The following is a 26,606-nucleotide window of genomic DNA, read 5'->3' on the forward strand; positions in this document are numbered from 1 at the left end:
CTCTCCGGGAGCCGGACGTACTCCGGTGAGCCGAGACGCGAAGGGGGCCCCGGTTCACCGGGGCCCCCTTCGTGCGCTGACGGGTAAACGCTCACTCAGATGAGACCGAGCTCACGCACCGCGGAACGCTCCTCCTCAAGCTCGCGCACCGTGGCGTCGATCCGCTCACGGGAGAAGGCGTCGATCTCCAGGCCCTGGACGATCTCCCACTTGCCGTCGCGCGAGACGACCGGGAAGGAGGAGATGAGCCCCTCGGGCACGCCGTACGAGCCGTCGGAGGGGATCGCGGCCGAGGTCCACTCGGCGCCGTTGACCCAGTCGAAGACGTGGTCGATCGCCGCGTTGGCGGCGGAGGCGGCCGAGGACGCGCCACGGGCCTCGATGATCGCGGCGCCGCGCTTGGCGACGGTGGGGATGAAGGTGTCGCGCAGCCAGGCCTCGTCGACCAGCTCGGCGGCGATCTTGCCACCGACCTCGGCGTGGAAGAGGTCGGGGTACTGAGTAGCGGAGTGGTTGCCCCAGATGGTCATCTTCTTGATCTCGCTGACCGGGACCTGGAGCTTGGCGGCGAGCTGGGAGAGCGCGCGGTTGTGGTCGAGGCGGGTCATCGCGGTGAAGCGCTCGGCCGGGACGTCCGGGGCGTGCTGCTGGGCGATGAGCGCGTTGGTGTTGGCCGGGTTGCCGACCACCAGCACACGGATGTCGTCCGCCGCGTTGTCGTTGATCGCCTTGCCCTGCGGGCCGAAGATGCCGCCGTTGGCCTGGAGGAGGTCTCCGCGCTCCATGCCCTTGGTCCGGGGGCGGGCACCGACCAGGAGGGCGACGCTGGTGCCGTCGAACGCCGCGTTCGCGTCGTCGGTGACCTCGATGCCGCTCAGCAGCGGGAACGCGCAGTCGTCGAGCTCCATCGCGGTGCCCTCGGCGGCCTTGACCGCCTGCGGGATCTCCAGGAGGCTCAGCTTGACCGGGACGTCGGCGCCCAGCAGCTGGCCCGAGGCGATGCGGAAAAGCAGCGCGTAGCCGATCTGACCGGCGGCGCCGGTGACGGTGACCTTTACGGGAGTCTGGGCCATGACCTTCCCCCACTCGAAGGATGAATTGTGACGCTCGGATGTTACCCGTCCACGCCGGACGACCATCCGGCGAGTGCCCCATCCGGCTTCCGCGCGGCGGGATCGGTGCGGCGGGCGCCCTGGCGGGCGTGGCCGCGCCGGCGGATGGTCTTCGAGCCCTGTCCGGCTCCCTCCATGCCGAAACCCTAGGCGCAGGTGGCCATGGCGGGGCGGGCGTTCTCCCGTCCGGGGAACTCGACCCTGGAGAAGTGCTCGTCGAGCAGCCTGCGGACCGTACCGTCCCTGTAGAGGGCGGCGATCGCCCCCCTGACGGCCTCGCAGGTGCGCCTGTCGCCCTTCTTGAGGGCCACCGCGTAACGCTCGTCGGTGAGCTTGAGGCCGAGCAGCTTGTAGCGGATATTCTCCCGGTTGCCGAAGCCGGCCAGCAGCAGGTCGTCGCCGGGAATCGCGTCGATCTCACCGGCCCGCAGCTTGTCGACGCACTCGGAGTAGGTCTGGGCGGGGACCAGGGTGAGCCGCTCGACCACGCCCTGGATCACCGCCACGGAGACACTCGCGGCCGGCTGACACATCCGGCTGCCCTCCAGGCCCTTCACGGTCACGATCGGCGAACCGTCCTTGACGAGGGCGTCGACGTGGGCGAGATAGTAGGGCCCCGCGAAGGTGACGTCGTCGGTGTCGTTGATCGAGTAGGTCGCCAGGACCAGGTCGATGTCACCGTTCGCCAGCAACCTCGGCCGCTCCGCGCGGGTGGTGGACCTGAAGGTGACGCCGCTCTCCGGCACTCCAAGCGCCTTGGCGATCTCAAGGGCCATGTCGATCTCGAAGCCGCCCCACTTCCCACCGTTGTTCAGCGCGATGCCGGGCAGGAAGTCGCGCACGCCGATGGTGAGCCTGCCCGTCTTGGCGGCCTTGTCGACCACCGAGGTGTACGAGGGCCGACCGGTCTCGGCCGGCTCCGGCCCGCCCTGGGAGACGGTCCTCGGCCACCAGCGGACCGCGGCGAACGCCGCCCCCGCGAGCAGCAGCACGGCCACCCCGATGGCGATCCAGCGCCTCCCACCCGGGCGCCGCGGCGCCTCCAGCCCGCCGACCCGGGTCGTGGACATCTGCCAGTTGGGCGGCGGCACCTCCCCCGCCTGTTCCGGGGAGGTCACGCTGTCGCCGTATCCGGGAGACGAGGGGTACTCCCGGTAGCCGGGAGAGGACGGGTGCTCCTGGTAGCTCGACGGGCGGCGCTCCGGAGAGTGGTGGCCGGGGTGGGACGGGCTCTCCACGGGATCGCGCGAGGACCGGAAGTCGCCCCGGCCGGAGGTCTCACGGCGTTCGCCCTGATCCGGCCGTCCGGTCCGGCCCCCCTGCCCCTCCGTACCGGCGCTCTCCTGGCCGGGGCGGAACGGCGGGGCCTGGGCGGGATCTCCCATCCGGAACCCGGTGGACGGAAGGACCGGCTCACCCGGAGCGTTCGTCCGGTGAGTCGGGGTACGCATGAGGCTGGTCGCGTCGTCGTCGGGAACCGGACCTTTGGTCCGGGGCCGAGGCTGGTCGCGGCCCCGGTCACGAGCTTGGGACTCGTCGCGCTTCTGGGTGCGGGAGCGGAGCTCGTCGGGGGCGGCGACCTTGGCGCCCTGGGTGAGGATCGCGGGCGAGGCGTTCACCGTCTCGGGGTGGCCGAGCATCCTGAGCAGGATCTGGTCCGCCGAAGGCCGGTCGGCGGGTGACTTGGCCAGCGCCGAGGTGACCACACCGCGCAGCGGCTGCGGCAGCGAGCCGAGATCGACCTCGTGGTTGAGGATGCGGTTGAGCACCACGGCGATCGACCTCCCTTCGAAGATCGTCTCGCCGGTCGCGGCGAACGCGACGGTCGCCCCCCAGGCGAAGACGTCGGTGTGCGGCCCGACCTCGGAGCCGGAGATCTGCTCGGGCGCCATGTAGGCGGGGGTGCCGATGGCCCGGCTGGTGATCGTGCCGGTGGAGTCGAGGATGCGGGCGATGCCGAAGTCGACGACCCTCGGGCCGTCGGCGGCGATGAGCACGTTGTCCGGTTTGAAATCGCGGTGCACGATCGCGGCGTGGTGGATCGCGGTGAGCGCGGTGGCGGTGCCGATCGCCAGCCGCTGCAGCGCGACGCCCCTCAGGGGGCCGTCGGTCTCCACCACCTCGCGCAGCGACCTGCCCTCGATGTACTCGCTCGCGATGTAGGGAGTGTCGCCTTCGAGGTCGGCGTCCAGAACTCCCGCCGTGCAGAAGGACGCGACCCGCTGGGCCGCCCGCGCCTCCCTGGCGAACCTGGACCTGGCGGTGGCGTCGCCGGAGAACTTCACGTGCAGCAGCTTGATCGCCGCCCGCTCCCCCGCGGCGTTGATTCCGAGGTAGACGATGCCCTGCCCGCCCTCACCGATCTTCCCGACGACACGGAACGGCCCGAGCTGGCGCGGCTCTCCCGCTTCCAGTGGCGCGATCTCCGACATCATCGTCCCCACGGTCTCGTAATCTCCGACGTGGCAAACTTTACGGCGCCATGCCCCATACCCTCCCTTTGTTATCTCGACGTGACCTCAGTTTTCCTACAACGTGGCCATGTCCGTAGCCCCCGTCATGGTGAGATGCCAGACACATTTACTCCCCAATCTCCGACATTCACCCCAATCTGGCGCTCCAGCCGCTTAGATCGCTACCGTTGTACGTCCCTCAGGCAAGCCGGAGCAAAAAACTTCCATGCGCCGATATATCGGTTATCGCGAGTTCGTGCAGCGCGATCAGCGTTCCCTCGTCGGCACCGCCCTTCTTCTCACCGGCAGCCACGAGCAGGCCATCCGCCTCACCCTGCGCTCCTTCCACACGGTCGCCCTCTCCTGGCCGCCACCGGTGTGGGAGAACCCCACCACGCATGCCCAGATCGCGCTCTACCGCCGCTTCCTGGCGCGGCCGAGCTCCGCCGGGTCGACGGCCCTGGTGCGGCTGCCTCCCCGGCAGCGCCTCCTCGCCGTCGCCTGCCTGCACGACGGCAGGAGCCACGCCGAGATGGCCGCCGTCCTCGGCATACCGGAGAAGACGGTGGAGGCGGAGATCACCGAGGCGATCGACACCCTCACCAAGGGTGACAAGACCCGCCTCGTCAAGAGGATGGCCACGGCGGCGGGCGAGGCGTCGGTCCCCGACCTCAGCGCCCGGTCCATACGCGCACTCAGGCGGCGTCGCAATCGGGGAGTCCTCCTCACCATGGCGGCGGCGCTGGTACCGGTCGGCCTGATCGCCGCCTTCGTCATGCTCCAGCGCGCGGAGGTGTGGAACTCGGCGTTGGGCGAGCGGAACCGGCCGCACGCCGCACAGGCCCAGGAGCCGGTACGGGCGGTCTCCAGCCCCGTGCCGAGCGCCACCCCGGCGCCGTGGCAGGCGCCGCGGACCTCCTCGGTGATCCGCTACGCGATCCCCGGGCGCTGCCCCGGCCAGGGTGGCCAGGCGGACGACACGTCCCCGGCGCGGGCCGGCGACGTGACCTGCACGGGCTGGACCCTGAAACTGGTCTCCAGCGGCTCTGAGAGCTCCACTCCCGGCCTTCCCGCCTGTGAGGGCGCAGATCCCTGCGAATCGACGTTGAGCGTCCCCGACGCCGCTCAGCGCCTCGCGCGCGGCGACGGCGGGGAACACCGTCGGCTGGCCCCCGCCATCAGCCACGACGGGCGCCGCATCGCCTACCTCAGCGCGGCGGAGCGCCGCTATGTCGCCCACGACCTCGGCAGCGGGGTGAAGCGCTACCTGTCGCCGGTTCTCGCCTCCGCCGACACCGAGAACGGCACGCTGGTGAGCGTCTCCGCCAACGGCCGCCACTTCACGGTCACGCTCGGCGAGCGGCGGCTGCGAACCGACTTCACGACCGGCGACCTGACGTCCGTGCCCGCGGAGCAGCTGCCTCCGACCGAGAAGGTCGCCGCCTGGCTCGGTAAGAGGTACGGCACCTGGGCCGACTCTCCCAGCGGTAGGTACTCCGCCGCGATCGTCGCGGGGAAGGGCGCGGACTCCCACAGCCTCCACGTCATCGACGCCGAGTCGCGGCGGGTCTTCAGGCGGCTCCCGCTCCCCGAGACGGAGCGGCCCGCCACCGCCGAGGTGGTGAGCTGGCTGGACACCCGCGAGGTGGTCGTCAGGATGAGCGCCAGGGACGGCGGCGAACCCCTCGGCCTCTTCCGGGTGGACGCCGTCACCGGACGGGCGCGTGCCCTGCCCGGCCTCCCCGCCGACGCCCCGATCGTGCTGGGGGCCGCGGTGACCCCGTGACCCCGTACGGGAAAACCCGACAAAAAGCCCCCTGCCCCGCGATCCCTCTGCAGCAAGGAAAAGAGCCGCCCGTCCTGGAGACACGGCGGCCCTGCGACCCCCTGTGACAAGGAAAGGGCCGCCGTGGGGGCGGCCCTTTCCTCGCGGTCGGGGGTTGACCCGACGCCGGTCAGACCATCTTCTTCTTCAGGTTCTCGTCCAGCGCCGCCAGGAAGTCCTGGGTGGTCAGCCACTTGGCGTCGCCACCGACCAGCAGGGCGAGGTCCTTGGTCATCTGACCGCCTTCGACGGTCTCGACGCAGACCTGCTCCAGCTTGTCCGCGAAGTCGATCACCGCGGGGGTGTTGTCGAGCTTGCCGCGGTGCTGGAGGCCCCGGGTCCACGCGAAGATCGAGGCGATCGGGTTCGTGGAGGTGGGGTTGCCCTTCTGGTGCTCACGGTAGTGACGGGTCACCGTGCCGTGGGCGGCCTCGGCCTCGACGGTCCGGCCGTCGGGGGTGAGCAGGACCGAGGTCATCAGGCCGAGGGAACCGAAGCCCTGGGCGACGGTGTCGGACTGGACGTCGCCGTCGTAGTTCTTGGCGGCCCAGACGTATCCACCCTCCCACTTGAGCGCCGCGGCGACCATATCGTCGATCAGGCGGTGCTCGTAGGTGATTCCGGCAGCCTCGAAGTCGGCCTTGAACTCGGTCTCGAAGACCTCGGCGAAGATGTCCTTGAAGCGGCCGTCGTAGGCCTTCAGGATCGTGTTCTTCGTGGAGAGGTAGACCGGGTAGCCGCGCGACAGGCCGTACCGCATGGAGGCGCGGGCGAAGTCGCGGATCGAGTCGTCCAGGTTGTACATCGCCATCGCGATGCCGGGGCCGGGGAAGTCGTAGACGTCGAGCTTGATCGGCTCCGAGCCGTCCTTGGGCGTGTAGGTGAGGGTCAGGGTGCCCTCGCCGGGGATCTTCAGGTCGGTGGCGCGGTACTGGTCGCCGAACGCGTGACGGCCGATGATGATCGGCTTGGTCCAGCCGGGGACGAGCCTCGGCACGTTGGACATGATGATCGGCTCGCGGAAGATGACTCCGCCGAGGATGTTACGGATGGTCCCGTTCGGGGACTTCCACATCTTCTTGAGGCCGAACTCCTCGACCCGAGCCTCGTCAGGAGTGATCGTGGCGCACTTGACGCCGACTCCGTACTGCTTGATCGCGTTGGCGGCGTCGATCGTCACCTGGTCGTCGGTGGCGTCGCGGTGCTCGATCCCGAGGTCGTAGTACTTCAGGTCGACGTCGAGGTAGGGAAGGATCAGCTGGTCCTTGATGAACTGCCAGATGATCCGGGTCATCTCGTCGCCGTCAAGCTCGACGACGGGGCCCTCTACCTTGATCTTGGGCATGCGTGTGGTTCCCCTTCTGAACTAAATTGGCCAGACAGTCCTTTTTGAGGCTCACTGGCCGTTGAGGCTATCGGACCGGGTCAACCGCCCTGCGGCGTACCCGGTCGTCCGACCTATCGCATCGGCATGAGAGCCGGGAATTCGAGGATCAGCCCGCCCGCCATCAGGGCGATTCCGAGAACGGCGAGGGTGAGGGCGTCCGTGGCCTTGCGGCGCACGGCGAGCCGCCCACCCCCGGCCAGCCGGGCCAGTGCCCCCAGCGTCATGACGGCGCCGAGGGCGAAACCGCCCCACTCGGGCATGTCCAGCAGCACCGCGAAGGCCATCGCGGCGACCGCGCCGGCCACCACCAGCGGATACGGTCCCCAACGTTCCTCGCTCGCGTTCACCGCTCGCGCGTTCATCGACCCACCCCCCGCTCTCGCCTCTGGTTCCGACTCATCGCTCGGCGATCGGCTTCCACTTCTGGTCCCGCTCGCCGATGTACTCGCTGTCCGGGCGGATCAGCCGGTTGTCGGCGTGCTGCTCGATGACGTGTGCGGTCCATCCTGACATGCGGCTGACCGAGAAGACCGGGGTGAACAGGTCCGTCGGGATGCCGAGGTAGTGGTAGACCGTCGCCGCGTAGAAGTCGACGTTCGGATAGAGGCCCTTGGTCTCGAAGACGACCTCCTCCATCTCCTTCGACATCCGGTAGTACGTGTCGTCACCGGATGCCTCGCCGAGTTCCCGGGACATCTGGCGCAGGTGCGTGGCGCGCGGGTCCTCGGTCTTGTAGACCCGGTGCCCGAAGCCCATGATCTTCTCGCCCGCGGCGAGCCTGTCGCGTACCGACTGGGCGACGGCGCCCGCGTCGAGCGACTCCAGGGTACGCATGACCTGCTCGTTGGCGCCGCCGTGCAGGGGGCCCTTGAGGGTGCCGATGGCCGCCACGATGGCCGAGTGCATGTCGGACAGGGTCGCGGCGCAGACCCGGGCGGCGAACGTGGAGGCGTTCATCGTGTGGTCGGCGTGCAGGACCAGGCAGGTGTCGAAGATCTCGACCTCTCGCTCACCGGGGGTACGGCCGGTGATCTGGAGGAGGAAGTTCGCCGCCACGCTCAGGGAGGGGTCCGGGGCGGGGATGACCGCACCGGTCCTGGCCGCGTGGTAGCGGGCGACGAGGAGCGGCTGCTGCGCGGTCAGCCTGGCGGCCTTGCGCAGGTTCGCCTCGGGGGCGTTGGAGTCCTTGTCCGGATCATCGCCTCCGGCCAGCGAGACCAGCGTGCGCAGCGCCTCCATCGGGGCCTGTCTCTCCGCGATCTCCGAGATGTTGGCCTCGACGAGCGTGCCAAGCGTACGCCCTCGAACCAGCTCCTCCCCGTACGCCGAGAGCTGTTCCCGGGTGGGAAGCGTGCCGTACTGCAGCAGGTGCGCGGTCTCTTCGAAGGTGGTGCGGCCGGCCAGATCGTGGATGTCGTAGCCACGATAGAAGAGGCGACCGGCCTGACCGTCGATGTCGCTGAGCGCTGTGGACGCGGCTACGACATCGGCGAGACCTTTGGTGGGCTTGTCCGCCATGAGTGTTTCCTCCGCTTATCTGTGCCCGAAGTCTACCTGTGAGCAGCGGAAACCCTCCCGAGAGGTCCAGGCCAATTTCAGGAATGATTCTCTTTCTGGCAAAGGCGATTCCCCATCACCTCGTTTGGGTAAGCCGGAGCTGTAGGAATAGTTACGGCGGGCTACCTGGGGAGGAACTGCCGTGGAGGGGCCGTTCATACGCATCGAGGACACCGGTGAGGTGGTCCCGTTGCGCCCCGAGATCACGACGATCGGACGTGGCCGTGGAGTGGACATCCGGCTGACCGATCCGAGTGTGTCCCGGCTGCACGCGGAATTCGTCCGGCGCGGACCCTACCTGTATGTCGTTGATCTGGGCCTGTCCCGCAACGGCACTCGGGTCAACGGCCGACCGATCGCACGGAGGGTGCTTGATGACGGTGACGTGGTGTCCTTCGGCGCGGCACGAGGCAGGATCGGCGGAGTGCCTCGCGAGGACTTCGCCCCGGAGGTCGAGCTCCGCCGCGCCGCGGCACCGGAGCTGACCAGGCGGGAGGTGGACGTCCTGACGTCGCTCTGCCGTCCGGCGCTGTCGGACGAGGCGTTCGTCGCACCGGCCACGGCCAGGGAGATCGCCGACGACCTGGTGGTGACGGAGGCGGCCGTCAAGCAGCACCTCCTGCGTCTCTACCAGAAGTTCCGGATCCCCGAGGGGACCAACCGGCGCACCAGGCTGGCGAACGAGGTCGTCGCCCTGGGGCTGGTGAGGCCCACCCCCGTGGTGCCCTCGCAGCGCGCGACCGGCGCCTCGGAGTCCCAGACGGCGGCCACCGCCGCGAACCGCAGGGCGTCGTAGCCGGGCCGCCCGACAGGCCGGCACCACCCTGGGTGGCCGGTCCCGCCCTGGGACCGGTCCCCCGGGGAGTCGGCCTGCCCGGTGAGGCATTCTCAGTGAGGCCAGCTCGGCGGATCCTGTCCCGTGAGACCGACCTCGTGAGACCGCCTCTGTGAGATCGGCCTGGCCGCGGGGTCAGCCCAGCTCGCGGGCGCGCCTCTCCGCGGCCTCGACCACGTTGGTGAGCAGCATGGCCCGGGTCATCGGGCCCACACCACCGGGGTTGGGGGTGAGGAAGCCCGCGACCTCCTCGACGCCGGGGGCGATGTCACCGGCGATCTTCCCGTCGACCCGGGAGACGCCGACGTCCAGCACGGCGGCGCCCGGCTTCACCATGTCCGCGGTGATCAGATGCGGCACCCCGGCCGCGGCGACGACGATGTCGGCGCGCCTGGTGTGGGCCGCGAGGTCCTGGGTGCCGGTGTGGCAGAGGGTGACCGTGGCGTTCTCCGAGCGGCGGGTCAACAGCAGGCCGAGCGAGCGGCCCACGGTGATACCGCGGCCGACCACGACGACCTCCGCCCCCTTGAGCGGCACCCCGTACTCCTGCAGGAGCACGACGATGCCGTACGGCGTGCAGGGCAGCGGCGCGTCGACCATGTGGACCAGACGGCCCAGGTTGGCCGGGTGGAGACCGTCGGCGTCCTTCGCCGGGTCCATCCGCTCGATCAGCGCCTGCGTGTCGAGGTGACGGGGCAGCGGGAGCTGGACGATGTAGCCGGTGCACTCCTCGGAGGCGTTGAGCTCGTCGACGACCGCCTCGACCTCGGCCTGGGTGGCGTTCTCCGGCAGGTCCCTGCGGAGGGAGGAGATGCCGACCTCCGCGCAGTCGCGGTGCTTGCCCGCCACGTAGATCTGGCTGCCCGGGTCCTCTCCCACCAGAACCGTGCCGAGCCCGGGGACGATGCCCCGCTCCTTCAGCGCGGCCACCCGCACCGTGAGGTCCGCCTTGATCTTTGCCGCTGTGGCCTTGCCGTCGAGAATCCGCGCACTCATACCGCTAACCCTCTCACGAGGACGAACCGCGCTCCGCTTCCCTCCGCTCGATGATCCTGCGGGTGAAGGGGATCCACTCCACGACCCGCCCGCCGAGGTAGGCCGCGCCGAGCGCGATGATGATCATCATCAGGGGGCTGCCCCAGAAACCCTGCATGATCACGAAGGCGTGCAGGGCATGGTCGAGCAGTGGCATGAGGGATCTCCGCGGCAGGAACGAAAGGGATGCTTCAGACTAACCGCAGGCCAAACCTTTTTCGCCCAAGTAATTCTGTCTAATTGGCCACTCTCTTATCTCCCGGGTGCGGCTGCCGCACGGGTACGGCAGCCGCACCCGGGAGCGGAGATCAGTGGAAGAAGTGACGGGTACCGGTGAAGTAGAGGGTCACCCCCGCCGCCTCGGCCGCGGCGATGACCTCCTCGTCCCTGATCGAGCCGCCCGGCTCCACGACCGCCTTCACTCCCGCGTCGATGAGGATCTGCAGGCCGTCGGCGAAGGGGAAGAACGCGTCGGAGGCCGCCACGGCCCCCTGGACGCGCTCGCCCGCCCGGGAGACCGCGAGCCGCGCCGAGTCGACCCGGTTGACCTGGCCCATGCCGACGCCCACGCTCGCACCGTCCGCGGCCAGCAGGATCGCGTTGGACTTCACCGAGCGGCACGCCCTCCAGGCGAAGGCCAGGTCCGCGAGGACCTCGCCGGAGGCGGCGGGCCCCGCCTTCAGTTCCCAGGTGGACGGGTCGTCGCCCGGGGCGTCGACCCGGTCGGCGTTCTGCACCAGCAGGCCGCCGTCGATCCGGCGGAACTCCAGCGGGTTGGACGGCCCCCGCGGGCAGGCCAGCAGCCGGATGTTCTTCTTCCCGGTGAGCTGCGTCAGCGCCTCGGCCGTGTAGGAGGGGGCCACCACGACCTCGGTGAACACCTCGGCGATCTGGCGGGCCAGCTCCTCGGTAACCTCCGCGTTGACCGCGATCACGCCGCCGTACGCCGAGACGGGGTCGCAGGCGTGTGCCTTGCGGTGCGCCTCGGCGACGTCGGCGCCGACCGCGATGCCGCACGGGTTCTGGTGCTTGATGATCGCCACGGCGGGACCGTCGAAGTCCCATGCCGCCCGCCAGGCGGCGTCGGCGTCCAGGTAGTTGTTGTAGGACATCTCCTTGCCGTGCAGCTGCTCGGAGTCCGCCAGGCCGGCTTTCCCGCTGGAGTAAAGAGCCGCGCCCTGGTGCGGGTTCTCGCCGTAGCGCAGCGGTGACTTGAGCTCCCAGGCCGCGCCCAGGTAACCCGGCCACACGCCATCCTCGGCCGCGTAGACGTCCGCGAACCAGGTGGCCACCGCGGTGTCGTAGGCGGCGGTGTGCGCGTACGCGGCGGCGGCCAGACGGCGGCGCTCGGTGAGGGTGAAGCCGCCCGCGGCGACCGCGGCGAGCACGTCACCGTAGGAGGCCGGGTCGACCACGACCGCGGCGGTGCCGTGGTTCTTGGCCCCGGCCCGGATCATCGCGGGACCGCCGATGTCGATCTGCTCCACGCACTCGGCGTCGGAGGCGCCCGAGGCCACGGTCTCCTGGAACGGGTAGAGGTTGACCACCACCAGCTCGAACGGCTCGATCTCCAGCTCTTCGAGCTGCTTGACGTGGGAGGGGTTGCCGCCGTCGGCCAGCAGGCCGGCGTGCACGCGCGGGTGCAGCGTCTTGACCCGGCCGTCGAGGCACTCGGGGAAGCCGGTCAGCGACTCGACGGGAGTGACGGGGACGCCGAAAGAGGTGATCTTCGCGGCGGTGCCCCCGGTGGAGACGATCTCCACACCCGCGGCGTCGAGCCCACGGGCCAACTCCTCCAGCCCGCTCTTGTCATACACCGCGATCAACGCGCGCCGGATGGCGATGCGGGTCACTTCGTGCTCCTCCTGGTTGGTTCCGGTTTCTCCGGGGCGCCCGGCTCATCCACCGGGTCGTCCGAATCGAACAGTCCTGCCGGTGACGGTCCAGCCCTCGCGGGCCATCCGGCCGACGGTGTCGACGAGCAGATGACGCTCGACGGACTTGATGCGCTCGTGCAGTGCCGCCTCGTCGTCGTCGTCCAGCACGGGCACGGCCTCCTGGGCGATGATCGGCCCGGTGTCGACGCCCGCGTCGGCGAGCATCACGGTGCAGCCGGTGACGCGCACGCCGTACGAGAGCGCGTCACGCACACCGTGCGCCCCCGGGAAGGAGGGCAGCAGCGCGGGATGGGTGTTGAGGACCGGGAAGGCCTCCAACGTCGGCTTGCCGAGAATCCTCATGAACCCCGCGCAGACCACGAGGTCCGGCCGGTACGCCGCGATGCGGGCGGCGAGCGCCCGATCCCAGTCCTCGCGGGTGGGGTGGTCGGCCACCCTCTCCACGAAGGTCGGCACCCCCGCGCGCTGCGCACGGGCCAGCCCCTCGACACCGCCGCGATCGGCGCCCACCGCCACCACACTGGCGCCGTAGGTCTCGTCTGCAACAGCGTCCAGAAGGGCCTGTAGGTTGGTTCCAGAACCGGACACGAGGACCACAAGCCGAACGGCCTGGGATGACACCGACGCACTCCATTCGGACGGGGACTCACGCCGCTGCAAGGGTATCGGCCTGTCCGAACGAACGATGCAAGGAGGTCAGGTGACACTGCCGGTCCAGGTACGGCCCACCGAGAGCGCCGGGCGAAGGGCCCTGTGGCTCGCGGTCACCGCGGTGGTGATGACGTTGCTGCTCCCCCTCGCGGGACTCGCCATGGCGATTTTCGCTCTTGTCACCTCAATCCGTGCGATCCCCGCGCTGCGTTCCGTCCCCAAACCTGTCGGCACCGCCGTGGCGGGCATCGTGCTCTCCGCCGGGGCGCTGCTGGTGTCGACCGGGGTGACCGCGATGCAGTTCTACTTCGGCGACGAGCTGAGCGCCTACACCGAGTGCGGTAAGGGAGCGGGCACCGTCTCGGCGCAGAACGAGTGCGTGGAGCGGCTTGAGCGGGCCATGGAGAAGAAGATGCCCTTCGTCCAGCCCGGCCAGCTGCAGTTTCCCTTCCCTCCCTGAGCGGGCCGCCTGAGCGAACTGTCCTGGACGAGGCGGCCGGGCGCGTGATCCGCGGCGGCGCTCAGTCGCGGTCCCAGGCGTAGGGGTCGACGTAGATCACATGGCCGCCCTTGTCGTCGGTCTCGTCGACGATGTCGCGCCGGGGTGGGCGCGGCGGCTCGGGACGGTGGGCCTTCGGCGAGCTCTCCGCGGCGGCCGAGGCGTGCTCGTCCTCCCAGTCGTCCCTGATGACCGGGATCGGCTGGGTGTCGCACTCCGTGGCGTCCAGCCAGTGACCGGGGAGCTTGCGGAGCTCCTCCGACTCCGCGAAGCCGACCTTGCTGGCCACCGAGCCGGCGGCCTTGGCGATCTTGACTCCGGCCTTGCGGACCGGCGCGGTGGCCGTGCCGACCCTGGCCGCCGCCTTGGTGACCGTCGTGTTGTGCCCCCGGAAGATCAGCCACCAGTTGGCCAGCCCGGCGGCGATCCCCGCCGCGACCCCCACCTCCAGCGTCACCGAGAGCATCACCTCCCACCCTTCCGGCCCCACCGCGGACAGCCTCGTGCCACCGAGCGGGCCACCGGAGAGCGCCGCCAGCAGACCCGCCACCGCCCCGGTCGCCAGCCCGCAGGCGAACCCCCACAGCGGTGCCCCCTCGTACGAAGGGGAGGGCGAGATCCGGACGACCAGAACGCCCGCCACCGCGCCGGCCAGGAAAGGCACTGCGATCACGACCATCACCCAGGCCGAGGTCGGGCCCGCCTCCGGCAGCGCGCCCAGGATCGGCAGGCTCGGCACCGTGCCCAGTTGCACGCCTGTCGGCGCGACCAGCGTGCCGGTGCCGACCGCGAAACCAGGTCCCGCGATGTAGGCCATGCCCCAGATGACGGCGTTGAGCAGGTAGAGCCCCTGGATCAGCAGGAGCAGCAGCCCGCCCACGAACCCCGGAGAAAGGATCCCGGACAGCTCCCCGACCTGCCCGAAGTTGACCGTGACGGCCCCGAGCACCATGACGGCGCCCGCCACGAGCATGATCATCAGTGCGGCGAACGTACCGACCACCACCGAGCGCAGCCGCTCGGGCAGCAGGCGCAGCATCGATCGCCAGGGCCCGATCGTCCTGGCGACGGCCACGGAGCCCGCGATGAAGGCCAGTACCAGGTGGCTGACCAGTACTTCACCGAGGAAGGGCTGGGTGATCTCGTTCCTGGCGACCAGCGCGATGATCCCGGCCAGCAGCGCGTACGGCGCCGCCAGTGAGATGCCCGCCTGGGCGATCAGGATCAGCTGTGCCTTGCGGCGGGCGTTGGACGCCTCCTTGGGAGTGTTCTTGGGCAGCCGGGCGGGCAGCCGGAGCCGCAGGTCCGCGTCCCTGGCCATCCACATCCCGGCGCGGTACAGCAGGAAGGCGGGCAGGACCGTCAGTCCGAGCGGGAGCAGGCCCACCGAGCCGCCGGGGATCGCGAAGCCCGCGTGGTGCGCGGCCAGCCAGAGCTGCGAGGCGGTACGGAACACCGCGGGCAGACCGGAGCCGAGCGCGCCGCGCGGTGCGGCGATCCAGCCGACCAGGGTGAGCGTGGTGAGCACCGCCAGCCCCACGCCGAGCGTCCAGGCGGCCGCGAGCATCCCGGAGACGGGAAGCGGCCGGCGGACGTCGTCGTCGTCACCCGTGAGGCCGGGCAGGGGGATGCGGCTGAGGACGTTGCGGGGAGCCGTCCGGAGCTGATCGAAGAGGGCCGTCACAGTAGTCGATGGTCTCAGGATCTTCGGTGCGGAAGAGACTTCCGCGCCCCGCGTGTCGCGGACGGCGTGACAGAAGCGGCCTGTGGTATCCCGGCGAAGCCGGTCCGGCTCACCTCGCGCGCCGCACACGGTCCTCCCCGTGCCATCCCGGCGGTCACCGGTATGGGAGAGCGGATATCGGTGACGTCCGGAACGGTGAAGGGCGCCCGGCGGGATGCCGGGCGCCCTCGGTCGTGCTCGGTGCGGTGGAACCCGCACGGTGCCGGCGACGGGGGCGCCGCCGGATCGCGCGGCACCGTGCCGCGTTCGCTCACCCGGGACCTGCGTCCCGGCCCCCCGCTAGAGGGACTGGATGAGCTCGCGCATCAGGCGGGCGGTCTCGCTCGGGGTCTTGCCGACGCGGACGCCGACCTTCTCCAGAGCGTCCTTCTTGGCCTGGGCGGTACCGGCCGAGCCGGACACGATCGCGCCCGCGTGGCCCATGGTCTTGCCCTCGGGAGCGGTGAAGCCCGCCACGTAGGCGACGACCGGCTTGGTGACGTGCTGCTCGATGTAGGCGGCCGCGCGCTCCTCGGCGTCGCCGCCGATCTCGCCGATCATCACGATCGCGTCGGTGCCCGGGTCGTCCTGGAAGGCCTGCAGCGCGTCGATGTGCGTGGTGCCGATGACCGGGTCGCCGCCGATGCCCACCGCGCTGGAGAAGCCGATGTCACGCAGCTCGTACATGAGCTGGTAGGTCAGCGTGCCCGACTTCGAGACCAGGCCGATGCGACCGGCGCTGGTGATGTCGGCCGGGATGATGCCCGCGTTGGAGGCGCCGGGCGAGGCGATGCCGGGGCAGTTCGGCCCGATGATGCGGGTCTTGCCGCCCTTGGCGACCGCGTAGGCCCAGAACTCGGTGGTGTCGTGGATCGGGACACCCTCGGTGATGACCACACAGAGCGGGATCTCTGCGTCGATGGCCTCCTTGACGGCGTCCTTGGTGAACGCCGGGGGCACGAAGACGACCGACACGTCGGCGCCGGTCTCCTTCATGGCCTCGGCGACGGTGCCGAAGACGGGCAGGCCCTCGTGGACGGTGCCGGCCTTGCGGGCGTTGACACCGCCGACGACGGCGGCACCGGAGGCGAGCATGCGGCGGGTGTGCTTGGTGCCCTCACCACCGGTCATGCCCTGAACGATGATCTTGCTGTTCTCGGTCAGCCAGATGGCCATTACGCACCTACCGCAGCGAGTTCGGCGGCGCGCTTGGCCGCATCGTCCATGGTGTCCACCAGTTCGACGCCGGACAACTTGGCGTCGGAGAGAATCTGACGCCCGAGTTCGGCGTTGTTGCCGTCCAGCCGGACGACCAGCGGGCGGCTCACGGCCTCGCCGCGGGACTCCAGCAGCTGGAAGGCCGAGACGATGCCGTTGGCGACCGCGTCACAGGCGGTGATGCCGCCGAAGACGTTGACGAAGATCGACTTCACCGCGGGGTCGGAGATGATGATCTCCAGGCCGGCCGCCATCACCTCGGCCGAGGCACCGCCGCCGATGTCGAGGAAGTTGGCGGGCTTGGGCTGGCCGGGGAAGGCCTCGCCGGCGTAGGCGACGACGTCCAGGGTCGACATGACCAGACCCGCACCGTTGCCGATGATGCCGACGGAGCCGTCGAGCTTGACGTAGTTGAGGTCCTTGGCCTTGGCCGCGGCCTCCAGCGGGTCTTCGGCGGCCTTGTCCTCAAGGGCCGCGTGGTCCTGCTGACGGAAGGACGCGTTGTCGTCGAGGGTGACCTTGCCGTCGAGGGCCTTCACCTGACCGTCCGCGGACAGGATCATCGGGTTGACCTCGACGAGCGAGGCGTCCTCGTCGACGAAGGCGCACCAGAGCTTCTCGATGAGGTCGGCGGCGCCGTCGAGCGACGCCTCCGGCAGGCCGCCGGCCTGGGCGATCTCGCGGGCCTTGGCCCGGTCGATACCGTCCAGGGGGGAGATCGGAACCTGCGCCACCTTCTCGGGGTTGGTGTGCGCGACCTCTTCGATCTCCATACCACCCGCGGCGGAGCAGATGGCGAGGAACGTACGGTTCGCGCGGTCGAGCAGGAAGGAGAAGTAGTACTCCTCCGCGATCGCGCTGGCCTCCTCGACCAGGACCTTGTGGACCGTGTGGCCCTTGATGTCCATGCCGAGGATGTCGGTGGCCTTGCTTGCGGCGTCGGCGGCGTCGTCCGCCACCTTCACGCCACCGGCCTTGCCGCGGCCACCGGTCTTGACCTGGGCCTTGACGACGACACGGCCGGTCAGCTGCTCGGCTGCCGCCCGTGCCTCCTCCACGGTGTGCGCGACGATACCGCGCGGCACCGGGATGCCGTACTCCGCGAAGAGCTCCTTCGCCTGATGTTCGAACAGGTCCACGAGGGTCCGTCCTTGCTTGTCCGGCTGGTGTATAGATCTGAGTGGGCCGGCTCCACGATCGAAGGGGGAGCGCGGCGGTTTTGCGCCAATGAAGCGTAGCCCGCCTTATGGCATGGCCAGGTAACCGGGTCCCAGATCGCGCATCCCGAATGTTGTTCGCGTCACCGTCCTCGGACGCCGCCCGGCACCTGTCGCCAGACCGGTGTGGCCTGGCCGGCTACGCAAAGACCCGCCGGCGAGAGGAGGCGCGGGCATCCCGAACCTCGTCGGAACTCGTCAGGCGGGCGAGGGGATCGCGCTCCGCACCCAGTCGACGATCTCCTGGGTGGTGGCGCCCGGGGTGAAGATCCGCGCGACGCCCATCTCCTGGAGTGCGGGCATGTCGGCCTCGGGGATGATCCCGCCGCCGAACACCACGATGTCGCTCGCGTCGTTCTCCCTCAGCAGCTCCAGCACCCTGGCGAAGAGCGTCATGTGCGCGCCGGACAGGATGGACAGCCCGATCGCCGCGGCGTCCTCCTGGATCGCGGTGCGCACCACCTGTTCCGGAGTCTGGTGCAGGCCCGTGTAGACGACCTCCATCCCGGCATCCCGAAGCGCCCTGGCCACGATCTTCACCCCTCTGTCATGGCCGTCCAGCCCCGGCTTGGCGATGACGACGCGGATCCTCGGCACGGCGTCCATCCAGACCTCCTCCTCCGCGCTCTCCTCGCGACGTGGGAGCTGTCCACAGCGTAAGCCGGAGTCTTCCCGCCATTCCGCATTTCGCCCCCTCGGCGAGCGGTCCCGCCTGCCGTACGGCTCAAACTCGCGCAATCCGTGGCCGCGAGTTGTTGGTGCGCGCCATAGCCCGCGGGCCGGGGGTTGGCTAGCTTGGCGGATCTTGACTCCTGGGAGGAATCCGATGAGACGGTGGGTCACTCTGCTCGCGGTCGTACTGGCCGGTTCGGTGCTGCCCATGTCGGCGGCGGAGGCGGCGGGAACGGCGGGTGCCGTGGTCGCGGGGGTGGCACCGCCGCCGTCTCCGGTGACGAGGCTGAGGCAGCAGTTCGGCGAGCACACGGGGCTGCGGATCTCCGACGTCGGACGCGTCTATCGGGGCGGCAAGGCGGTGGTCACCATCTGGCGCAAGGGCCGGGTGGAGTTCGACGAGGCCGGGGTGTACGGCACGGACACGGTGGGACGGACCGAACTGGGCAAGGGGGCCGTGAAGGAGCTGGAACGACAGCTCGGCCAGCGGCTCGGCTCGACCCGGGTGATCTGTTTCCCGAACGAGGCGTACCTCTCCGGACCCGGCTACGAGACGTGGCTGCCCGAGGGGAAGACCTGGCTCGGACTGATCGGCCCGGCGAACATCAAGCAGACCGCCACCCTGCCGCAGATCGTCAACATCTTCGAGCCCGCCACCCTGGGCACGCTGCTGTCCCACACCGCCGTGCGCAGGAAGCTGCGCTCGGGCACGTTCCTGCAGGGCGCCGTGACGCTGCGCACGCTCTACAAGGTCTCCCCCTCGCTCCGCGACAGGCTGGCCGGGCCGCCCAAGGGCAGGAGCGCCGGGATCCCGGTCGGCTTCAGGCTCTGGCTGGACCGCTCGAACCTGGTCCGCAGGCTGAGCACCACCTGGCGGCAGCCGCTCAGCGGCAGTCCGGGCAAGTACACGACCACGGTCGTGGACACCCGCTACACCGGCTGGGGCTCATCCGTCACCCTCGTTCCGCCGCCTCCCGAGGACACCGCCGACGCCGGCCGGGTCGGCGCCGACTTCCCCGAGCCGGCCGTCCTGCCGATCGGCTGAATCGCGAAAAAACAAATCTGACGGTCCGTGATTGACCGGAAACAAAATATCCGCACCGCCTTCCGACGCCCCGGGAGATGTCTCTGCACGAAATATGCACGTTTAATTCAAGGTAATCCTCCAACTGCGCTATCCTTTCGTGATCTTGCACAGCGAGAGTGTGTCATCCCCTCCCCGACGGGGCGGAGGGGGCAGTCAGGAGGATTTTCCTTTGAAGCGATACATCGCCGGACTGGCGTGCGCCGCAACGGCCGTACTCGGCGCTCCGGCGCTGGCATCGACCGCGCACGCACAGGCCGCCGATCCGATCACCGCGCTGCAGGGCCAGCTCAAAAACGGCCATGGCGTCACCTACGTCGACACCATAAAGACGCAGGGCGGCTCCAAGAACACGATTGCCGGCCACCGTAAGGGTGAATTGCAGTTCGGCACCTCCGGGATCAGCGCGTCGGACCACACCACCCAGCTGCATTTCGATGAGGGTGCCCTCGCATTCAGCACCGAAGAAGACGACGCCGAGGAAACCGAGGAGCAGAAGAAGCTCAGCAAGCTGATCGCCGGACTGGCCGAGCCCGAGCGAGTCGTCCGGGTCAAGAAAAAGGCGTACCTCTCGGGCGGGGCCTTTGGCCAGTTTCTGCCGCAGGACAAGCCCTGGCTCGGATATCCGGAGGACACGCTCGGCCTGACCGGCTCGATGGGCCAGGTCGTCAACGCCGCCGAGCCCGCGACCCTCAAGGCCCTCCTCGCGCACGCCACGGTCAAGAAGCCGACCGCCTACGCCGGGAAGATCACTTTCGGCGAGCTGCAGAAGGTCTCGCCGTGGTTCCGCGCGGCACAGGGCGGGGGGAAGCTCTCCGGCGAACAGGCCAAGATCATGATCAAGTGGAAGCTGTTCCTGAACGCCGACCGGCTCCCCGCGAGACTGGCGACCTCGTACACGCAGTTCTCGGGTGGGTCGGCCTGGACCGTCGACACCCGCTACACCAACTGGGGTTCGAAGGTCACGATCGACGCCCCGCCGGCCGACCAGGTCGCCACGATGAAGGAGCTGCAGGCGGGCTTCGAGGCCGATACTCCCATCCCTCTACTGACCGTCAAGTGATCCTTCCGCACTGATCACACCCGGCACCGGACGGTCGTGCCCGGCAGGCTTCACCTGCCGGGCACGACCGCGTTTCACCCACCGGAGGCCGGTTCCCCTCGGCCATGCAGGGCCCGGCGATTCTTGATCCGATATTTCGGCATATAGGGAAGAATCTTCTTCCCCCTCCGCGACGACGCGAGGACACCTACGGGAGGACCCCTATGAGGCGAACGATCGCCGTCCTGACCGGCGCCACCGTGGCGGCCCTGATGGTTCCCGCGCTGGTGACCGCCGCCCCGGCGAGCGCCCAGACCGCGAAGACCGCTCAGGCCGCGAAGACCGATCCGGTCTCGGCGCTGAAGCGCCAGTTCAGAACCCACCGGGGTGTGAAGCTCACCGAGAACACGAAGATCGTCGGCGCGGGCAAGAAGCAGCGGGCGATCTTCACCAGGCGCAACGGCGTGCTGGAGTTCGGCAGGTCGGGTCTGGTCGCCTCGGATCTGACCACCACGTTCAACCTGCCCACCCAGGACGGCGAGTTCAAAGGCCTGTTCACCCCGTCGCGGACGATCTCGTTGAAGAACGTCTCCTACACCTCGGGCGGTTTCTTCGCCGACTCCATGCCCGAGGGCAAGAAGTGGTTGCGCGTCCGCGACGGAGGGCTGGTCCTGGTCAGTCCCGTCCAGCAGATCATCAGCACCGTCGAGCCGGGAACGCTGAAGGCGACCCTGGCCCACACCGGCGCCAGGCGCCCTGGCGGGACCTGGGACGGCACCCGGACCACCGTCCACTCGGGCACGATCACGCTGGGCGAGCTCTTCAAGGTCTCCCCCTCGGTACGCGCGATGCTGGGCGCGAAGCCCACCGGCAGGTCCGCCACCCTTCCGGTGACCTGGAAGATCTACATCGGCTCCGACCGGCTGGTCCGCCGGGTCGTGTCGTCGTACACCGAGTCCACCCGGGGCCTCAACAGCACCGAGCTGACCTACGTCAACGACACCCGCTACACCGGCTGGGGCACCAAGGTCACCGTCAAGGCGCCGCCCGCCGGCCAGGTGGCCGACTTCGACGAGCTCACCGTCGGCGCCGACCAGCCCGATGACCCCATCAGGGAACTCCTCGCGAACTGACGGAAGGGGCACGGCGAGCGGCGGCCGCCGTGCCCTTCCCCCGAGTCCGGAACCGGTGGGACCGGCCCCGGAGACCTCAGAGTTTCTCCAGTTGTTTCGCGTACGCCAGCAGCAGGACCTTCTCCCCCACCCCGCCACCGAAGTCGATCTTGGCCTTGGTCTTCTCGGCGACGCCGTCCACGGACACCACGGTGCCCAGGCCGAACTTGTCGTGGGTGACCCGGTCGCCGGGGGCCAGGTTGGGGATCTGCCTGCCCTCGGACTTCCTGACCGGGGCGGGGCGGGAGTCGCGGCGGGTGGCGGCGCTCCAGGCGCTCTTCTCCGGGCTGCCACGCCACTCGACCAGATCGGCCGGGATCTCCGCGACGAACCGGGAGGCCGGGTTGAACGCGGGCGAACCCCAGGAACTGCGGACGGCGGCCCGGGAGACATAGAGGCGCCGCTCGGCACGGGTGATGCCGACGTAGGCCAGGCGGCGCTCCTCCTCCAGCTCCTTCGGCTCGCCGAGCGAGCGCATGTGCGGGAAGACCCCGTCCTCCATTCCGGTGAGGAACACCACGGGGAACTCAAGCCCCTTGGCGGTGTGCAGCGTCATCAGCGTCACCACCCCCTGCCCCCCGTCGGCCGCTGGGATCTGGTCGGCATCGGCGACCAGGGAGACCTGCTCCAGGAACTCCACCAGCGTGCCCTCGGGGTTGGCCTCCTCGAACTCGGAGGCGACCGAGATCATCTCGTCCAGGTTCTCCAGGCGGCTCTCGTCCTGCGGGTCGTTGGAGGCGGTGAGTTCCAGACGGTATCCGGTGCTCGCCAGCACCTCCTGGGCCAGCTGTGAGGGCGACAGGTCGTCGGCCTTCACCATCAGCTCGTCCATCAGGGCGACGAACTCGGCGATGGCCTTGAGCGAGCGGGTGGCCATGCCCGGCGCGTCGTCCGCCCGGCGGAGCGCCTCCCAGTAGGGGATCCGCTCCCTGCTCGCGAACGCCTCGACCATCGCCTCGGCCCGCTCGCCGATGCCGCGCTTGGGCACGTTGAGGATGCGGCGCAGCGACACCACGTCGTTCGGGTTGGCCAGGAAGCGCAGGTAGGCCAGCAGGTCGCGGACCTCCTTGCGCTCGTAGAAGCGCACCCCGCCCACCACCTTGTACGGCAGGCCGGTCCTGATGAAGATCTCTTCGAACACCCGGGAGGCGGCGTTGGTCCGGTAGAACACGGCGACCTGGCCGGGCACCACGTCCTCGTGGTCGGTGAGCCTGTCGACCTCCTGGGCGACGAACATCGCCTCGTCGTGCTCGTTGTCGGCGACATAGCCGATGATCTTCGCCCCGGCCCCCTGGTCGGACCAGAGGTTCTTGGGTTTGCGGCTCTCATTGCGCGAGATCACCGCGTTGGCGGCGGACAGGATCGTCTGGGTGGAGCGGTAGTTCTGCTCCAGCAGGATCGTCCTGGCCTCCGGGTAGTCGCGCTCGAACTCCAGGATGTTGCGGATCGTCGCGCCGCGGAAGGCGTAGATCGACTGGTCGGCGTCGCCCACCACGCACAACTCGGCCGGGGCGACACCCCCCTCCCTGACCAGGTCTCCGTCGGCGGTGCGCAGCTCGGGGCGGCCCGCGAGCTCGCGGATCAGGGTGTACTGCGCGTGGTTGGTGTCCTGGTACTCGTCGACCATGATGTGGCGCCAGCGGAGCCGGTAGTGCTCGGCCACGTCGGGGAAGATCTGGAACAGCGTCACCGTCAGCATGATGAGGTCGTCGAAGTCCATCGCGCCGGCCTCGGTGAGCTTCTGCTGGTAGTTGCGGTACGCCTCGGCGAGCTTGCGCTCCAGGTGGGTGGAGGCCTGGGCGGCCGCCGTCTCGTAGTCGATCAGCTCGTTCTTGAAGTTGCTGACCTGGGCGGAGAAGGACCTCGGCGGGTAACGCTTGGGGTCGAGGTCCATCTCGCGGCAGACCATCGCCATCAGGCGCTGTGAGTCGGCCTGGTCGTAGATGGAGAAGCCCGAGGGGAAGCCCAGGCGCTTGGCCTCGCGGCGCAGGATCCGCACGCACGCGCTGTGGAAGGTCATCACCCACATCGCCGCCGAACGCGGGCCGATGAGCCTGTCGACCCGGTCCTTCATCTCCCGCGCGGCCTTGTTGGTGAAGGTGATCGCCAGGATCTCCTGCGGCTGCACACCCCGCTCACCCAGCAGATAGGCGATGCGGTGGGTCAGCACCCGGGTCTTTCCGGAACCCGCGCCCGCGACGATGAGCAGGGGGCTGCCGTGGTGCACGACGGCCTCGCGCTGCTGAGGGTTGAGCCCGTCGAGCAACGGGTGGGTCAGAGAGGAGGCTGGGATCGACACGTCCCCTAGGTTAGAACGACCGGCCGACAACCGGGTCCAACGGTCGTAAAGGAATGTGGACGGACCCCGCTGCGGTTGTCACGATCGAGCGTACGCGGAAAAGACGGAAGGGTTCCCATGCTGTCCGAAGGCGAGATCAACCGTGTACTCGCGGTCACCGCACATCCCGACGACGTCGACTTCGCCGCCGCGGGCTCGATCGCGCGATTCACCGACCGGGGCGTCGAGGTGACGTACTGCGTGGTCACCGACGGCGACGCGGGCGGCTTCGACCGCGAGCTGGACAACGGCGGCATGGCCGAGCTCCGCCGCGCCGAGCAGTCAGGAGCCGCCAAGGCCGTCGGCGTGACCGATGTGCGCTACCTCGGCTACCACGACGGGACGGTGACGCAGAGTCTGGAGTTGCGGCGTGACATCACCCGGGTCATCCGCCAGGTCAGGCCCGACCTGGTGATCACCCACAGCCCCGAGCGCAACCACCGGTTCATCGCCCCCAGCCACCCCGACCACCGCGCGGTCGGCGGCTGCGCCCTCGACGCCGTCTACCCCGACGCGCGCAACCCCTACGCCTTCCCCTCGCTCCTGCTCGACGAGGGCCTTGAGGCGTGGACCGTCCGCGAGGTCTGGTTGAACGGCGGCCCGGAGGCCGACCACCACGTGGACATCACCGACACCTTTCACCGCAAGCTGGCCGCGCTGCGCGCCCACGTCAGCCAGGTCGGCCACCTGGAGGACTTCGAGGGCTTCCTGCGGGACCGCTTCTCCCAGCGAGCCGTCGAGGCGGGCTTCGGCGAGGGCCGCTACGTCGAGTCCTTCCGGCGGGTCCCCACCGCCTGACCCCGGCTGAGACCACCGGGACCTCGCGCCCCTTGAACACCGTCGACCTGTCGTTCGCCACCGCCGCCGTCATCGTCCTGCTGGCCGCCGGGGCCGCCGCCGTCGCCTGGTCCGGCCACCTCGGGCACGCACCCGGGATACTCATGGCCTGCCTGCGCGCCGCCGTCCAGCTCGTCGCGGTCTCGCTCGTCATCGTGTGGGCGGTCGAACGGGCGCCCGCGGTGGCGGCCTTCGTGCTGATCATGTACGGGGTGGCGACCCTGACCGCGGGACGCAGGATCACCTCGGGCCGCGCCGCCGGGTGGGCCGCGGTGCCCATCGCGGCCGGGACCCTACCGGTGCTGGCACTGCTGTTCGGCGGCGGCATCGTCCCGCCGCAGGGCATCACGCTGATCCCGATCGCGGGCATCCTGCTCGGCGGGTGCCTGACGGCCACGGCGCTCTCGGGACGGCGGGCCATGGACGAGCTCGCCCACCGGCGTGGCGAGGTGGAGGCGGCGCTCTCCCTGGGCTTCTCGGACCGGGACGCGGCACTGGAGATCTGTCGGCCGGCCGCGGCGCAGGCCCTGGTGCCCGCGCTGGACCAGACGAGGACCGTGGGCCTGGTCACGCTGCCCGGCGCCTTCGTCGGGATGCTGCTGGGCGGGGCCGAGCCGCTCCAGGCCGGAGTGGTACAGCTCGTCGTGCTGGTCGCGCTGCTGGCCGCGGAGGCGGTGGCCGTGGTCGTCACGATCGAACTCGCCGCCCGCGGCCGCTTCGGCACCCCCGAAGCGTCGCCCGGCGCGCGCACCCGTGAGCCGGCGTGGAGACCGGGCAGGCGGAGGAGGTGAGGGCCGTGGGTCAGCGGTTCGGGGCGGGCACCTCTCCGGCCGCGGGGTCCGGCGGGGCCAGGCGGGCGAACAGGTAGCCCAGGGAGTTGGTCGCGACGTGGAACATCGCGGGCGCGGCCAGGCCGCCCCGCCTGCGCAGCTCGGTGAAGAGCGCCCCGGCGAGGCCCGTCGCGACCACGGAACCGGCCACGACGCGCGTCAGCTGCCGTCCGGGCAGGCCGGAGCCACGGCCGGGATCCTCCCCGGAGGCCAACCGGCTCAGGGCGGGGTTGGCGGCCGCCATGTCCACGGCGGGGAGGACGTGCCAGAGGCCGAAAAGGATCGAGGAAACGGCGGTCGCCGCACCGTGGCCGTGGGAGCGGGCGACGAGGGCGTGCACCACCCCGCGGAAGCCGACCTCCTCCAGCAGTACGGTGCCGACCGGCACCTGGACCAGTGCCTCCTCCAGCGCGCGGGCGCGGGAAAGCGACAGGGCGCGCTCGTCGCGGAAGAAGCGACGGGTGGCCGGGACCGCCACGCCCGCGGCGTAGGCCCCCGCCACGGCGGTGGCGAGCGCGCCACCGATCCGCAGGCCCCGCGAGCGCCGGTGGAACCCCAGATCGGACCAGGAGATCCCGGCACGGCGGGCCAGCACGAGCAGCGCACCGGTGGCCGCGGCCGAGGTCAGCGGTGCCAGCCTCGGCGCCAGGCGGTTGTTGAGCACGTTGGCCCCCACCAGCACCGCCACCGCCCCCGCCGACGTCCACGCCCCCGGTGGAGGCCCGGCACCGGTGTCCCGCGTCGGCTTCCGCTCCACCCTTCAGCCCCCTCGGACCTCGGTTCCACACCCCGCGTGCCGGGACCGCCCGAGCTCGTGGAGATCCTGTTCGAATCCGGTTCGAGGCTACGCGACCGGGGCCGGATCCGTGGCGGCCTGGCGCCAGCCGGCCGGGAAGCGCAGGTCACGGCGTTCCTTCACGGTCAGGCCGCCCCAGATCCCCTCGGGCTCGGCCGCCCGGACCGCGTACGCCCGGCACTCCTTGAGGACCGGGCACCGCTCGCAGACCGCCTTCGCCCGCGCCTCGTGCTCGGCCGATGGGGTCAGCGGAAAGAACAGTTCGGGATCGCTGGTGCGGCAGGCACCTCGCGCGGCCCAGCCGATCTCCTCGACCATTGCCCGCACGTCATCACCCCCTGATGGCTCGGCCCTCAGACTAGGCGGATCGCGGCGCCGGGACATCAACCTCCCGGCGGATTCACGCCTACTCATCTCGACGGATC

Annotated in this window: 25 protein-coding genes; 8 read left to right on the forward strand and 17 right to left on the reverse strand. The window is 69.9% G+C overall.

The window, feature by feature from the left end; genetic code table 11:
- Positions 1-95: 95 nt before the first annotated feature.
- The 3 genes from IG98_RS0116425 to IG98_RS46940 are packed head-to-tail and all read right to left on the reverse strand — an operon-like array spanning position 96 to position 3,547.
- Positions 96-1,073, reverse strand: coding sequence for a malate dehydrogenase (locus IG98_RS0116425; protein WP_030912545.1), 978 nt, complete (start codon positions 1,071-1,073; stop codon positions 96-98).
- 41 nt (positions 1,074-1,114) lie between these two features.
- Entirely contained in the window at positions 1,115-1,249 is a 135-nt protein-coding gene (locus IG98_RS54300) for a hypothetical protein (RefSeq protein ID WP_281178486.1), read from the reverse strand.
- A gap of 9 nt (positions 1,250-1,258) precedes the next feature.
- The gene (locus IG98_RS46940; RefSeq protein WP_051752219.1) at positions 1,259-3,547 is read right to left on the reverse strand and encodes a protein kinase domain-containing protein; all 2,289 of its coding nucleotides are present in this window, start codon (positions 3,545-3,547) and stop codon (positions 1,259-1,261) included.
- Between the two features lie 244 nt (positions 3,548-3,791).
- Here IG98_RS46940 and IG98_RS50555 point away from each other — a divergent pair, with 244 nt between their 5' ends.
- Positions 3,792-5,351 carry a sigma factor-like helix-turn-helix DNA-binding protein gene (locus IG98_RS50555; protein WP_030912551.1) on the forward strand — a complete coding sequence of 520 codons (1,560 nt, stop codon included), beginning with the start codon at positions 3,792-3,794 and terminating at the stop codon, positions 5,349-5,351.
- Positions 5,352-5,520: 169 nt separating this feature from the next.
- Here IG98_RS50555 and IG98_RS0116440 read toward each other — a convergent pair whose 3' ends face one another.
- The 3 genes from IG98_RS0116440 to IG98_RS0116450 all read right to left on the reverse strand — a co-directional run bounded on the left by IG98_RS0116440 (position 5,521) and on the right by IG98_RS0116450 (position 8,295).
- Positions 5,521-6,735, reverse strand: a complete 1,215-nt coding sequence (locus tag IG98_RS0116440; RefSeq protein ID WP_030912555.1) for an NADP-dependent isocitrate dehydrogenase — start codon at positions 6,733-6,735, stop codon at positions 5,521-5,523.
- Positions 6,736-6,848: 113 nt separating this feature from the next.
- Positions 6,849-7,139: a DUF3017 domain-containing protein gene (locus IG98_RS0116445; RefSeq protein ID WP_030912558.1), complete on the reverse strand. Its 291-nt coding sequence runs from the start codon at positions 7,137-7,139 to the stop codon at positions 6,849-6,851.
- Positions 7,140-7,173: 34 nt separating this feature from the next.
- Entirely contained in the window at positions 7,174-8,295 is a 1,122-nt protein-coding gene (locus IG98_RS0116450; protein ID WP_030912561.1) for a citrate/2-methylcitrate synthase, read from the reverse strand.
- Between the two features lie 181 nt (positions 8,296-8,476).
- On the opposite strand from IG98_RS0116450, the gene IG98_RS0116455 reads away from it, so the two are divergent.
- Positions 8,477-9,130: an FHA domain-containing protein gene (locus tag IG98_RS0116455; protein WP_037970528.1), complete on the forward strand. Its 654-nt coding sequence runs from the start codon at positions 8,477-8,479 to the stop codon at positions 9,128-9,130.
- A 174-nt stretch (positions 9,131-9,304) separates the two neighbouring features.
- Here the strand turns inward: IG98_RS0116455 and IG98_RS0116460 are convergent, their stop codons facing one another.
- The 4 genes from IG98_RS0116460 to purN form a co-directional block, all read right to left on the reverse strand.
- Positions 9,305-10,165 (reverse strand): bifunctional methylenetetrahydrofolate dehydrogenase/methenyltetrahydrofolate cyclohydrolase, encoded by an 861-nt coding sequence (locus IG98_RS0116460; protein WP_030912569.1) that lies wholly within the window; start codon positions 10,163-10,165, stop codon positions 9,305-9,307.
- 13 nt (positions 10,166-10,178) lie between these two features.
- Positions 10,179-10,361 (reverse strand): hypothetical protein, encoded by a 183-nt coding sequence (locus IG98_RS0116465; RefSeq protein ID WP_030912572.1) that lies wholly within the window; start codon positions 10,359-10,361, stop codon positions 10,179-10,181.
- A 151-nt stretch (positions 10,362-10,512) separates the two neighbouring features.
- Positions 10,513-12,057, reverse strand: coding sequence for a bifunctional phosphoribosylaminoimidazolecarboxamide formyltransferase/IMP cyclohydrolase (purH, locus tag IG98_RS0116470; RefSeq protein ID WP_030912575.1), 1,545 nt, complete (start codon positions 12,055-12,057; stop codon positions 10,513-10,515).
- Between the two features lie 45 nt (positions 12,058-12,102).
- Complete coding sequence (gene purN, locus IG98_RS0116475) at positions 12,103-12,690, reverse strand: phosphoribosylglycinamide formyltransferase (RefSeq protein WP_245651587.1); 588 nt, start codon at positions 12,688-12,690, stop codon at positions 12,103-12,105.
- 112 nt (positions 12,691-12,802) lie between these two features.
- Between purN and IG98_RS0116480 the strand changes: the two genes are divergently transcribed.
- Positions 12,803-13,213 carry a hypothetical protein gene (locus IG98_RS0116480; RefSeq protein WP_030912579.1) on the forward strand — a complete coding sequence of 137 codons (411 nt, stop codon included), beginning with the start codon at positions 12,803-12,805 and terminating at the stop codon, positions 13,211-13,213.
- 61 nt (positions 13,214-13,274) lie between these two features.
- Here IG98_RS0116480 and IG98_RS0116485 read toward each other — a convergent pair whose 3' ends face one another.
- From IG98_RS0116485 to icmB, 4 genes are all read right to left on the reverse strand, one after another.
- Positions 13,275-14,936: a cell division protein PerM gene (locus tag IG98_RS0116485; protein WP_030912582.1), complete on the reverse strand. Its 1,662-nt coding sequence runs from the start codon at positions 14,934-14,936 to the stop codon at positions 13,275-13,277.
- Between the two features lie 339 nt (positions 14,937-15,275).
- The gene (gene sucD, locus IG98_RS0116490; RefSeq protein WP_030912585.1) at positions 15,276-16,151 is read right to left on the reverse strand and encodes a succinate--CoA ligase subunit alpha; all 876 of its coding nucleotides are present in this window, start codon (positions 16,149-16,151) and stop codon (positions 15,276-15,278) included.
- Positions 16,151-17,332 carry an ADP-forming succinate--CoA ligase subunit beta gene (sucC, locus tag IG98_RS0116495; protein ID WP_030912588.1) on the reverse strand — a complete coding sequence of 394 codons (1,182 nt, stop codon included), beginning with the start codon at positions 17,330-17,332 and terminating at the stop codon, positions 16,151-16,153. Before sucC ends, sucD begins: the two co-directional genes overlap by 1 nt.
- A gap of 276 nt (positions 17,333-17,608) precedes the next feature.
- The gene (icmB, locus tag IG98_RS0116500; protein WP_030912591.1) at positions 17,609-18,016 is read right to left on the reverse strand and encodes a coenzyme B12-dependent isobutyryl CoA mutase small subunit; all 408 of its coding nucleotides are present in this window, start codon (positions 18,014-18,016) and stop codon (positions 17,609-17,611) included.
- Positions 18,017-18,236: 220 nt separating this feature from the next.
- Between icmB and IG98_RS0116505 the strand changes: the two genes are divergently transcribed.
- The 3 genes from IG98_RS0116505 to IG98_RS0116515 all read left to right on the forward strand — a co-directional run bounded on the left by IG98_RS0116505 (position 18,237) and on the right by IG98_RS0116515 (position 21,341).
- The gene (locus tag IG98_RS0116505) at positions 18,237-19,127 is read left to right on the forward strand and encodes a hypothetical protein (protein WP_030912596.1); all 891 of its coding nucleotides are present in this window, start codon (positions 18,237-18,239) and stop codon (positions 19,125-19,127) included.
- 211 nt (positions 19,128-19,338) lie between these two features.
- Positions 19,339-20,229, forward strand: coding sequence for a hypothetical protein (locus IG98_RS0116510; protein WP_030912599.1), 891 nt, complete (start codon positions 19,339-19,341; stop codon positions 20,227-20,229).
- Positions 20,230-20,432: 203 nt separating this feature from the next.
- Positions 20,433-21,341 (forward strand): hypothetical protein, encoded by a 909-nt coding sequence (locus IG98_RS0116515; protein WP_030912601.1) that lies wholly within the window; start codon positions 20,433-20,435, stop codon positions 21,339-21,341.
- A 76-nt stretch (positions 21,342-21,417) separates the two neighbouring features.
- Here the strand turns inward: IG98_RS0116515 and pcrA are convergent, their stop codons facing one another.
- Entirely contained in the window at positions 21,418-23,673 is a 2,256-nt protein-coding gene (gene pcrA / locus IG98_RS0116520) for a DNA helicase PcrA (protein ID WP_245651597.1), read from the reverse strand.
- A gap of 123 nt (positions 23,674-23,796) precedes the next feature.
- Between pcrA and IG98_RS0116525 the strand changes: the two genes are divergently transcribed.
- Together IG98_RS0116525 and IG98_RS0116530 are read left to right on the forward strand one after the other, a co-directional pair.
- The gene (locus IG98_RS0116525) at positions 23,797-24,516 is read left to right on the forward strand and encodes a PIG-L deacetylase family protein (protein ID WP_030912607.1); all 720 of its coding nucleotides are present in this window, start codon (positions 23,797-23,799) and stop codon (positions 24,514-24,516) included.
- A gap of 32 nt (positions 24,517-24,548) precedes the next feature.
- Entirely contained in the window at positions 24,549-25,346 is a 798-nt protein-coding gene (locus IG98_RS0116530) for an ABC transporter permease (protein ID WP_030912610.1), read from the forward strand.
- A 10-nt stretch (positions 25,347-25,356) separates the two neighbouring features.
- Here the strand turns inward: IG98_RS0116530 and IG98_RS0116535 are convergent, their stop codons facing one another.
- Entirely contained in the window at positions 25,357-26,142 is a 786-nt protein-coding gene (locus IG98_RS0116535) for a CPBP family intramembrane glutamic endopeptidase (RefSeq protein ID WP_051752220.1), read from the reverse strand.
- Between the two features lie 87 nt (positions 26,143-26,229).
- On the reverse strand, positions 26,230-26,499 hold the full coding sequence (locus tag IG98_RS44970) for a WhiB family transcriptional regulator (RefSeq protein ID WP_037970531.1): 270 nt from the start codon (positions 26,497-26,499) through the stop codon (positions 26,230-26,232).
- Positions 26,500-26,606 lie beyond the last annotated feature (107 nt).

This window comes from Streptosporangium amethystogenes (assembly GCF_000721075.1).
In the GTDB taxonomy this organism is placed as follows: domain Bacteria; phylum Actinomycetota; class Actinomycetes; order Streptosporangiales; family Streptosporangiaceae; genus Streptosporangium; species Streptosporangium amethystogenes.